Source organism: Gemmatimonas sp. (assembly GCF_044344655.1).
Lineage (GTDB): Bacteria > Gemmatimonadota > Gemmatimonadetes > Gemmatimonadales > Gemmatimonadaceae > Gemmatimonas.
Genome location: NZ_JBIJCN010000024.1, coordinates 36,638 through 47,582, shown reverse-complemented (window position 1 = coordinate 47,582; position 10,945 = coordinate 36,638). Strand labels below are relative to the sequence as shown.

Below are 10,945 nucleotides of genomic sequence, written 5' to 3'. Positions count from 1 at the left end.
AGTGCAGCGGCGCCGCCCGGGTATGCGCGGACAGTCCGCCGTTGTCGGAGAGAAAGATCACGAGGGTGTTTCGTGTGAGCCCATGTCGCTCTACGTTGGCGAGGACATCGCCGAGGCTCTTGTCCATGCCTTCGATGAGAGACGCATAGCGAGCCTCCACCAGCGGCAGTCCGGCGTCGAGATACCGCTGCAGGAATCGTGCGTCGGGCTCAATGGGGGTGTGTACCGCAAAGTGCGCGACGTGCAGAAAGAACGGCCGCTGCAGCGCCACCGCCTCGTCAATTGCGCGATTCGCCTCGAGCGTGAGTGCTTCCGTCAGGAAGGTGTTGGTACCGTGATACTTCGCCAAGCCAGGAACATCGCGGAAGGCCCCCTGCGCGGTACCCGAACTGTAGTTTCGCGTTCCGAGATAGGAGCCCGGCTGTCCTGCACTGGTTCCACCAATATTCACGTCGAACCCGAGGGCCATGGGATCCTCGCCGCGCGTCCCTGTCGCCCCCCAATGGGCCTTACCGACGTGAATCGTGCGATAGCCCGCCTCACGAAGAAGGCCTGGCAGCAGCGGCCCGGTGAACGCGTGCGCCATGGGGCTTGGGCTCACTCCGTTGCGATTCCAATCTGGAGGCAGAAGCTGCGGAAAGGGTTCGGATGTCTCCTCATTTTCGTGTTGGGTCCAGTTGGTCACACGCGTTCGGGCTGGCGATTGTCCCGTGATGAGCGTAACCCGCGTCGGCGAACACACCGGGGACGCCGCATAGAAGTCGGTGAAGGTCATCCCGCCCGCGGCGAGCGCCAGTGCATTGGGGGTGCGGTAGCGCTGGTTCAGCGCATTGGGCACGCCGGTGAGTGGTACCTGCGTGTCCTGCCACCCCAGATCATCCACCACGAACAGAATGATGTTCGGTAGTGCCTGACGTGCCGCACGTCGCTCCACGTCTTGCGGGGCACGCTGTGCGATGGGGTGGCGCCACGGGGTCAACAGCGCCAGCAGAGCAAGGGCAGCAACCAAAGGCTTGGACATGCGACGTCACGAGTACCGGTGGGAGGTACGGCAGCGCTTTGCGATGGATTCAATGCGACAAGGTAATGCGTGTGGAGGTCTCTTGCGGTCGCTTGCCCGTCGCGCTCCTCGCACTCAGCTTACGTACGGGAGGCCATCATCTCGGTAGCCACCACTGTGCGCGGTCCGAACACTTCCTCTTGGTCCACCTCATGCTCGACGCACTCCGCCGGCTTGTTCGCGACAGTGTTCAGGGGTCTGTCCCTGAGCACACACCGGTCTACACGCACGATGTGCGCGTGGCGGCCTGCGCTCTCCTGCTCGAACTCGCGCACGCCGATGGGGAGTTCAGCGCCGCCGAGCGGGAGCGCATTCTCGACATTCTGCAGCGCCACTTCGGGGTGGATGCCGCAGGGGCCGAGGCGCTCATGGGCGTGGCGGCGAGTGCTGCCCGTGACGCGGTCGACGACTTCGTCTTCACGCGACAAGTGGTGAAGGAGTACGACCTGGCACAGCGACTGGTGCTGGCTGAGCTGATGTGGCAAGTGGTGCTCACCGACGGTGTGATGGCCGAGCGCGAGAGTTACCTGATCAGAAAGCTCGCGAACCTGCTGCAGCTCGAGCCGGCGTTTCTCTCCGAGGCTCGGAAGAAGCTCGACGGATGATCGGATCTGTGTTGAGGGGTACGGTCCGGAACGTTGTCGCACTTCTGGTTGCCGTCGCAGTGGCGGGCGTGTCGCACGCTCACGCGCAGTCCACGGTGTCCGGCGCACGCCGATTCGACCGCGTCCTCACGCTCGAAGACTCAGGCTACACGTCGGCCAGTGCCAGCGTGGGCGACGTGAATCGCGATGGTCACCTCGACATTCTGCTCGTAAAGGGGCGGCACTGGCCGCTCCGCAATCTCGTGCTTCTGGGCACCGGCGCCGGTACATTCTTGCCACCCTATCCCATCGATACGGTCGCAGATCGCTCGTATTCCGGTATTCTGGTGGATCTTGATGGCGACGGTGCGCTCGACGTCGTGGTCAGCAACGATTCCCCAGACGCCAAGACCATCTATCGCAATGACGGGCGCGGGCGCTTTACGCGGGTTACCACATTCGGGAGCCCGGACTGGAATACGCGGCACGTGGCCGTGGGTGACGTCAATGGCGATGCCATCCCGGATCTCGTGCTTGCCAACCGCAATGGTCGCGGTACGACGGAGAGCTATCTGTGCCTCGGTGCCGGCGGTGGGCGCGTGGTCGAACCATGCCAGGTGGTCTCTCAGGGCTCTGCCACCACCATCACGCTGGCCGATGTGAACGGCGACCGCGCACTGGATCTGCTGGTGCCACACCGGGATGGTGGGCAGAGCCTCGTACTGGTGAACGATGGGCGCGGCCGCTTCGAAACGCGGGTGCTGTTTGGCCCGCCGACGGGGAGCCTACGCGCGGCGCATGCCGCCGACTTCGATGGCGACGGCCTCACCGATCTCGTGGCGATCGACGAACGGGCCAGCGCGCTCCTCATGCGCGGCGAACGTGGCGGGCGGTTTGCCGCCCCTGCACCACTCGGTCCACTCAATGCCCGCCCCTATGCCATCACGGTCCACGATGTGGATCGCAACGGGCGCCCCGACGTGATCGTGGGCTACACCAACGCGCGTCCGATCGTGTTCTTCAACGACGGTCCGGGACAGTTCAGCGCCGTGCCGTTCGGCGATGCTCGGGGGATCGCGTATGGTTTTGCCGTGGCCGATCTCGACAACGATGGGCTGCTGGACATCGTCGTAGCACGGTCGGACGCGCCGAACGTGCTGTACTTCGGAGGGCGGTGAGCAGGTTCGCCCATGCCGATGCTCTCGCCGTTCGAGCCCGCCCCCACCCCTGCCGAGCGTCCCTCGCGCTTCCCCACGCCGTTCGATCGCAAGGCGGTGCACCCGCTCGCGGAGCGCGCTGCGGCGGCGCTCATGGAGCAGCTGGCGTCGCCGTACGCACTGGCATGGCGGCTGGACGACCCGGGGAACGGCAAGATGTTCGGCGTGCTCGTGGTTGCTGCGCCCGATGGCACACTCGGCTACCTGCGCGGCTTCTCCGGGATGATCGATGCCCAGTGGGAGATCGAGGGGTGGGCGCCGCCCACCTACGATCGGGCTGCGCGTGATGTGGTGTGGATTCCGGGCGAAACCGAGATGCTGGCGTATGCCGCACAGCGTTCCGACCTGCTCGCGAGCATGCCGCAGGACAGCACGAGTGCCGAGGCGGGGCGCATCACGGCAGCCATGCGCACACTCGACGACACGCGCACGGCGCGTTCACGCATGCTCATGGCGCAGATCCAGGAGTGCTACCACTTCGCGAACGCGCGGGGTGAGGTGCGCGCACTGCGCGAGATCTTCGCGCCGGCCGAGCCGCCCGCGGGCGCGGGTGACTGCGCCGCGCCTAAGCTGCTTGCAGCGGCGTACCGGCTGGGGTTCACCCCGCTGGCGCTCGCGGAGTTCTGGTGGGGCGCGCCGTCGGCCACCGGTGACAAGCGTGCGGGCGTGTTCTATGCGGCCTGTCGCGGCAAATGCCTCCCCATTCTCACGCACATGCTGGAAGGGCTGCCCGCCGATCCGCCGCCACTGTTTGGCGCCGCGGCCATTCCCGCACACGAGCCGGCGGCGGTGTACGAAGACGAGCATCTGCTGGTGGTGAGCAAGCCGAGCGGGCTCCTGACGGTGCCGGGGCGCAGCGCCTCGCTGCAGGACTGTGCGGTATCGCGACTGCGTGCACGGTACCCTGATGCCACCGGCCCGCTGGTGGTGCATCGCCTCGACATGGATACCTCGGGGCTGTTGCTGGTGGCCAAGGAGCTCGAGGTGGCGAAGGCGCTGCAGCGGCTCTTCTCCCTGCGCGAAATCGACAAGCACTACGTGGCACTGCTCGACGGGCACGTGACGGGTGAGCACGGGCACATCACGCTGCCGCTGCGCCCCGACATCGACGACCGGCCCCGCAACATTCACGACCCGGTGCATGGCAAGCCGGCGCATACCGAGTGGCAGGTGCTGTCGCGTGAGATGGTGCAGGGACAGCCACGCACGCGGGTGCGCTTCACGCCGCACACCGGCCGGTCGCACCAGCTGCGGGTGCACGCCGCCCATCCGGAGGGGCTCGATGCGCCCATCGTGGGCGACCGACTGTATGGCAGAACGCCGCCCGACGATGACGCGCGTTTGCTACTGCACGCGGAGCGACTGGCGTTCAGGCACCCGGTAACGGGGGCGCCGGTCGTGGTGGAGCAACCGGCCCCGTTCTGAGACGCGGACAGGCTGTCTGCCGAGCCGGTGGCGCCGATAGTTTTGAGGATGCCCGAGCCCATCGCGTCCGCCCGAAGTGCTTCGATCGTGCTGAGCACGGCCGAGTGGCAGGCGCGCGCTTCCGCGCACCTCGAGCGGGTACGACCGTACACCCAGCCGCGTCGTGAGCGGCGTGCGCGTGGGGAGTCGCACCCGGTGCACGATTTCCTCTTCCAGTACTACAGCTATTCAGCGGGCAAGCTCGAAACGTGGCATCCAGCCCCGCACGAGGGGATCGCTGCCAGCACGGAAGCCCGCGAGCGGTTTCGTGCGCCCGTGTATCGTGTGGAGAGCGGAGTGATCCGGCGTGATGTCGGCGCGCTGACGGCGTCGAAGCGGGAGTTGCTGGGTGAGGTGCTGCAGATTCTGCGGGCCACGCGCGAGCGCACCGCGCACTTCGGCTGCCACGGCATGCACGAGTGGGCCATGGTGTACGGCGGGCACGACGTACGGCACGCGGGGGTGGCGCCGCTGCGATTGCCCCAGGCGGAGATCGACGCGCTGGTGGAGAGCCGCCCGGTGGCATGCAGCCACTTCGACGCGTTCCGCTTCTTTGCCCCGGCGGCGAAGCCGATGAATCGTCTGCCGCTGGCGTGGGCCACGCGCTACGATGCGGAGCAGCCGGGGTGCATTCACGCCAACATGGATCTCTATCGCTGGGCGTACAGCAGTATGCCGTGGGTAGGGAGCGACCTGCTGGCGGAGTGCTTCGCGCTGGCCATGGCGCTTCGTGACCTCGATATGGAGGCGGGGCCGTACGATCTGCGAGCGTTCGGCGTGACGCCGGTACCGATCGAAACGCCGGCCGGGCGGGACGAATATCAGCGGCGCCAGCGCGCGCTCGCGGTACGTGCTGACCAATTGCGGGCGTCGCTCATCGACGTGGTCGCACTGGCCATCGCGTCGAGTTGACCGACGGGTCGTTTCCGAGTGTACTTTCCCGTCATGTCGAGCCTTCCTTCGCTGCCGCCCGGATACTCACCCGTGCCCCAAGGACACGTGGCGAGCGTCGTGACGTACCTCGAGATGACCGCGCCGCCTGCGCCGAACGGTCAGCGCGATCATCCGGCCCGGCACACGCTCGAGCGACTCGGCGCCGCCGACTACACGCGGTACCAGGCGGTGTACCGTGCCGTGGGTTCGGAGTGGCTCTGGTTCTCCCGTCTGCGCATGGACGATAGCGCCCTGCGCGCGATCATTGGCGATCCACAAGTCGAAGCGTATGTGGTGTGTCTTGATGGCCGAGACATTGGGCTGCTGGAACTCGACTTTCGCGAGGGAGAGGGCTGCGAGCTTGCGTTCCTCGGTCTCGTGAAAGAGCAGGTGGGGCAGGGTGTCGGGCGATGGCTCATGGATCAGGCCATCGTCCGCGCGTGGAGCCGGCCAATCCAGCGCTTCCATGTGCACACCTGTACGCTCGATCATCCCAATGCCGTGGCGTTTTACGTGCGTTCGGGATTCACGCCTATCCGTCGTGCTGTGGAGGTGGCCCTCGACCCGCGTTTGGTGGGTGAACTGCCGCGGGACGTAGCGGCACATGCGCCACTCATTGGCGGGTGATCCGCACGTCTGGACGACTGTACGATCACGACCGGGCACGCCGCCGGTGCGGAGCCCCCGACCCTTTACTGTCGCCATATCCGATCCTATGCGATCGATTGCCCTGTTCATCTGCACGGCGCTGCTGTTGTCCGGCTGCCGAGTATCAGGTGTGCGCAGCAGTGAGCGCGCGCGAAAGGCGGTATTCATCCTCCTCGACGGCATCCCCGCCGATGTGATCGAACAGGTCAACACGCCGGTGCTCGACGAGATTGCCGCCGCCGGCGGTCACGCGCGCGCACACGTGGGTGGCGAACTTAGGGGGCGCACCGAGACGCCCACTGTATCCGCGCCGGGCTACATGAGCCTTATCACCGGCACGTGGGCCGACAAGCACAACGTGCGCGGCAACAGCAACCAGTCGCCCAATTACGACTACTGGAACCTCTTCCGTATCGTCGAGACCGCCGACTCCACGCGCAGGACCGCGATCTTCTCCACGTGGCTCGACAACCGTACGGTGCTGATCGGGGAGGGGCGTCCCGGCGCGGGGACCTTCCGGCTCGATCATGCCGTCGATGGGTTCGAGCACGACACCGTTGCTTACCCGCACGACAAGGCGTCGCGCTACATCCTCGCGATTGACGAGCGGGTATCGGGCGAGGCCGCAAAGCACATCGCCGCGCGTGGCCCAGATCTCAGCTGGGTATACCTGCAGCACACCGACGACGCCGGACACGCGCATGGTGACAGTGAGGCGTTCCATGCTGCCATTCGTCAAGCCGATCAGATGGTAGGGCGCATCTGGAACGCGGTGAAACAGCGCCAGGCGCTGGGCGAAGAGTGGATGATCGTGGTCACCACCGATCATGGTCGCGACCCGCGCACCGGCAAGGGGCACGGCCTTCAGTCGACACGCGAACGCACCACGTGGATCGTCACCAATCAGCCCGCACTCACGCCGCGCTTCACCACAGGCCAGTCGGCGATCGTGGATATCGCCCCGTCGATTCTGCAGCACCTTCGGATTGCGCCGCCGTCGGCCGTGGCGCGTGAAATGGAAGGCGTATCGTTCCTGAAATCCCGCCGGTAAGCCGGCGCGTACGCACCTTGCTGTTCATCATTCATCTCGCCAGTCGTTGCGCCTGCCCAGACCCATACGCCCCATGTTGACTACGTACCGCACAGCGATTGCCACTTTGGTCACCTGCATCGCGCTTACTGCGCCAGGTGGCCGGATTGATGCGCAACCCGCTACCACGCCACTCTGGTCGGGCCGATTCGACACGGCCCCCGACAAGGCGCTGCTGGCGTGGGGTTCCTCGTTCTCGTTCGATCGGCGCATGTTTGAGGACGATGTGACCGGGAGCCTCGCCTGGGCGGAGGCGCTCACGCGTGCGGGCGTATTGAATACCGCGGAATCAACGGCCATTCGGGACGGACTCACAGCCATTCTCGAGCGCGGTCGTACTGATCCGGCGTTCCTGACCGGCAGCGATGAAGACGTACACTCGTTTGTGGAGCGCGTCCTCATCGAACGCATCGGCGAGCCTGGCCGCCGGTTGCACACCGGGCGCTCGCGTAACGATCAGGTAGGCGTGGATCTGCGCTTGTATGTGCGCCGTCGTATCCCCGAGGTGCAGCGCTCGTTACTGGCGGTCATCGATGCACTGGTGGGTCAGGCGGCGGCCGCTGGTGATGCGGTGATGCCGTCGTACACGCACGTGCGTCGGGCGCAGCCGATTCTCGTGTCCCACTATTGGCTGGCGCACGCCCAGGCGCTGCGCCGTGATGTGCAGCGCCTCGATGCCGTGCGCGCCGAGGCCGATGCGCTGCCGCTGGGATCGGGCGCCATTGCCGGGACCAACTACGCCGTGGATGTGCACTTCCTCGCGCAGCGGCTCGGCTTCTCCCGTGTGGTGGCCAACAGCATCGATGCTACGTCGGATCGTGACTACGCGAGCAGCTTCCTGCACGCGTCGTCACTCGCCATGGTGCATCTGAGCCGTCTCGCTGAAGATGTGGTGCTGTTCACGGGCGAAGAGTTCGGATTCTTCGGGCTGTCGGACGCGGTCGCCACCGGCAGCAGCCTGATGCCGCAGAAGAAGAACCCCGATCCCATGGAACTCGTGCGGGGAAAGACGGGGCGCACCATTGGCCACCTCACGGCGCTCCTCACCACCATGAAGGGGTTGCCCAGCGGGTACAACAAGGATTTGCAGGAAGACAAGGAATCATTGTTCGACGCGGAGGACACGGTCATGGGATCTGCTGGTGCCGCCGCCACCGTGGTGCGTACGCTCACGCTCGATCGGGCGCGCACTGAGCGTGCCGCCTCGGGATTCCTTCTCGCCACGGACGTCGCCGACTATCTCGTGTCGAAGGGCGTGCCGTTCCGCACCGCCCACGAAGCGGTGGGCGGCATGGTGCGGGACCTGCTGCGCCAGCAGCGGACGTTCGAAGATCTCTCCGCCGCCGAGTGGCGCAGCTTCCATCCGCAATTCGGCGCCGATGTGATGCGCGTGGTAACCGCGCAGTCGTCGGTGCGCGCGAAGCGGACCCCGCAGTCCACCCGTCCCGACGCAGTCCAGGCGCAGCTCACCGAGCTGCGCCTGTGGCTCGAGGGTCAGCGCGCCAACCGCACCATGTGATCGAAGTCGCCGTCGGTCTGCTCACCGAGGGCGCGCTTGGCGATGTAGTTGCCGATCACCGGCCCATGTTTGAAACCATGCCCTGAACCGCCACCGGCAATGAGCACGTTGCTCATTTCCGGGTGGTGGTCGATGATGAAGTGCTCGTCGGCGGTGTTTTCCAGTTGGCACACCCGCGACTCGGTGATGGGCTGATTCGCGAGCGATGGGAAGCGTTGCGCAAGGAACGCCCGGGCGCGGCGTACTTCGGTGGCGCTGATGATGCGCTCGTCCACGTCGGGGTCGAAGCTCGTGGTGCCGGTGGTGGGGCACACCTTGAAGCCACGGCCGTCGATGCTGGCGAAGCCGTAGTAGCGCTCTTCGGAGAAGTTGGGAAAGTTCGGGAAGGCGAGGCGATGATCTCCCGCGGGCAATCCGAAGTAGAGCACGTCGCGTCCCGGCACCTGAATGCGCGGGGCGAGCAGCGCGGGGAAGAGCTTGGGGAGCCAGGGGCCGCACGCGAACACGAAGGCGTCGGCGGCGATACGCTCGCCGTCGTCGGTCTGCAGGTCTACGAGCTTGCCACCTTGCACAGATCCGGGATGGACGCGTGCGATGCGTACCGTGCCGCCGGCGCGCGTGAACGCTTGACCCACTCCGATCATGGCCTGCTTGGCGCGGATCACCATTGCCCCCGGTTCGAGCAGGCCTACGCCCATGCCATCGGGGTTCATCTGCGGATAGCGCTTCCGCAGGTCCCCGTCGGTCATCGCTTCGAATGGTACGCCGAGTGTGGTGAGCGTGGCCTGCGTGGCACGCAATGAGGGCGTCCAGTTTGGAGCAAGCTGCAATCGCCCGGTGGGGTTGAGGAGCGACACGCCAAACTGCCGCTCGCGCTCGCGCCACGCCGTCATCGCACGCAGTGCCGAGCGGGCGTAGAGCAACCGGTCACCGTAGCCGCAGCGGATCTGACGCGTTTCGTCGCCCGATGTGGCCCGCGAGTTGCCAGGGCCGTAGGCATCGACGAGGGTCACATCGTGTCCCATCTCGCGCAGGTGCAGGGCGGTCCACCCGCCGAACGCGCCGGCGCCGATCACGACGATCGAGGAGCGCATCCCCACGTGTACCGCAGGGCTACGCGGTGTGCTGGCGGTGAGCCCCAGCCGCTGCATGGCGGCGAGACCGATCGGTGCACTCGCGGCATGCAGGAAGGTGCGGCGAGGCATGGACGAGTCGCTCATTTCCACACCGCCGAGAGGACGCGGGCGAAGCTGCCGCCAAGGACCAGCCTGATCGTCGCGTCGGAGTGTTTGCGCTGCACGAGTGCCTCAGTAAGGTCGAAGAGCCGTTTGGGATGATCGAGCCCGTCCACATGGGCGCCACCATTTGCCGCGAAGTACGCGTTATAGCGCGAGAAGTTGGGCTGGTTGGCGATGGCGCCGATTCCTGGTTCCTTCGTCATGGGATTGGCCAGCCCGGCCATGTCGAGATCGCTGCCCACGCCTACATGCTCGGGGCCGATCAGCCTGATCAGGTGCTCCACATGATCGGCCACGTGCTGCACGGTAACCGGCGGCGCCGGGCGGATCATGAAGCGAATCATCGGGATGCCCACCACCCCGCCCTTATCGGCGAGCAAACGGAGGGCCTCGTCCGGCTTGCAGCGCGTGCACTCGGGCAGCAGGGTACGGGCCGACGCGTGGGTGAACACGGGCGGACGCGTCACGATCTGCAGCGCATCGAGGGTGGTCTGATCGGCGCAGTGGGACAGGTCCACCACCATGCCGACCTTCTCCATGCGCGCAATGATCTCCTGCCCGAATGCCGTGAGCCCGCTGTCTCGATTCTCGAGGAACCCGGCCCCGGTGCGGCTCTGCATGTTGTAGGTGAGCTGCGACACGCGCTGTCCGAGCGCGTAGAAGGTGTCCACATCGTCGGCGGTACGGAAATGATCCGACGTTTGCGTGGTCATGAGGATGCCCACCTTCCCCGAGCGCTTGATGCTGGCGAGGTCGCGCGGTTCATCGATGCGGGTAAACCATTCGCTGTGCGAGGCGACGAAGCCGTTCCACTCCGCAAAGAAGCGCAGCATGCCATCGTAGTTCGCCGGACCGCTGCCGAGGGCGAGCACGTTCACGCCGGAGTCACGGAATTGCGCGAAGTCCACCTCGGTGAACGACGACGGATCGCGCCGCCAGCGCAGCGCCTTGGGCACGTTGTCGGTGCGGAAGTCGTCGAAGGCGAACTGGCAGAGCATATCGATGACGGTGCTCTCCCGCATGAGCGCTATGGTGCGCGCCGAATACTCGGCGGGCGTGTGCGCGAAGAGCTGGTACCGGTTACGCAGCAGGGCGGGTGCGGCGATCACACCTAGCGAAGCCGTGGCGATCGAGCGGAGCGCGGCGCGTCTGTCCATGGGCGTGGGGGCGAGAGACTGTGGAGCAGGCCGCG

10 protein-coding genes are annotated in these 10,945 nt (G+C 66.1%); 7 read left to right on the top strand and 3 right to left on the bottom strand.

The window, feature by feature from the left end:
* A partial coding sequence (locus ACIQ51_RS08260) for a sulfatase-like hydrolase/transferase (RefSeq protein WP_396204561.1) occupies positions 1–1,021 on the bottom strand: 1,021 nt, incomplete at its 3' end.
* Between the two features lie 191 nt (positions 1,022–1,212).
* On the opposite strand from ACIQ51_RS08260, the gene ACIQ51_RS08255 reads away from it, so the two are divergent.
* From ACIQ51_RS08255 to argH, 7 genes are all read left to right on the top strand, one after another.
* Positions 1,213–1,665, top strand: coding sequence for a TerB family tellurite resistance protein (locus tag ACIQ51_RS08255; protein WP_396204560.1), 453 nt, complete (start codon positions 1,213–1,215; stop codon positions 1,663–1,665).
* 68 nt (positions 1,666–1,733) lie between these two features.
* A complete protein-coding gene (locus ACIQ51_RS08250; RefSeq protein WP_396204559.1) occupies positions 1,734–2,822 on the top strand; it encodes an FG-GAP repeat domain-containing protein in 1,089 nt (362 codons plus the stop codon).
* Positions 2,823–2,834: 12 nt separating this feature from the next.
* On the top strand, positions 2,835–4,286 hold the full coding sequence (locus tag ACIQ51_RS08245) for an RluA family pseudouridine synthase (RefSeq protein ID WP_396204558.1): 1,452 nt from the start codon (positions 2,835–2,837) through the stop codon (positions 4,284–4,286).
* A 48-nt stretch (positions 4,287–4,334) separates the two neighbouring features.
* Complete coding sequence (locus ACIQ51_RS08240) at positions 4,335–5,237, top strand: 3-methyladenine DNA glycosylase (protein WP_396204557.1); 903 nt, start codon at positions 4,335–4,337, stop codon at positions 5,235–5,237.
* Positions 5,238–5,270: 33 nt separating this feature from the next.
* Positions 5,271–5,885, top strand: coding sequence for a GNAT family N-acetyltransferase (locus tag ACIQ51_RS08235; RefSeq protein ID WP_396204556.1), 615 nt, complete (start codon positions 5,271–5,273; stop codon positions 5,883–5,885).
* 88 nt (positions 5,886–5,973) lie between these two features.
* A complete protein-coding gene (locus ACIQ51_RS08230) occupies positions 5,974–6,957 on the top strand; it encodes an alkaline phosphatase family protein (protein ID WP_396204555.1) in 984 nt (327 codons plus the stop codon).
* Between the two features lie 106 nt (positions 6,958–7,063).
* Positions 7,064–8,515 carry an argininosuccinate lyase gene (gene argH / locus ACIQ51_RS08225; RefSeq protein WP_396204554.1) on the top strand — a complete coding sequence of 484 codons (1,452 nt, stop codon included), beginning with the start codon at positions 7,064–7,066 and terminating at the stop codon, positions 8,513–8,515.
* Here argH and ACIQ51_RS08220 read toward each other — a convergent pair.
* Positions 8,491–9,720, bottom strand: coding sequence for an FAD-dependent oxidoreductase (locus ACIQ51_RS08220; RefSeq protein ID WP_396204553.1), 1,230 nt, complete (start codon positions 9,718–9,720; stop codon positions 8,491–8,493). The genes argH and ACIQ51_RS08220 overlap by 25 nt on opposite strands.
* Before the next feature lie 11 nt (positions 9,721–9,731).
* Complete coding sequence (locus ACIQ51_RS08215; protein ID WP_396204552.1) at positions 9,732–10,910, bottom strand: membrane dipeptidase; 1,179 nt, start codon at positions 10,908–10,910, stop codon at positions 9,732–9,734.
* Positions 10,911–10,945 lie beyond the last annotated feature (35 nt).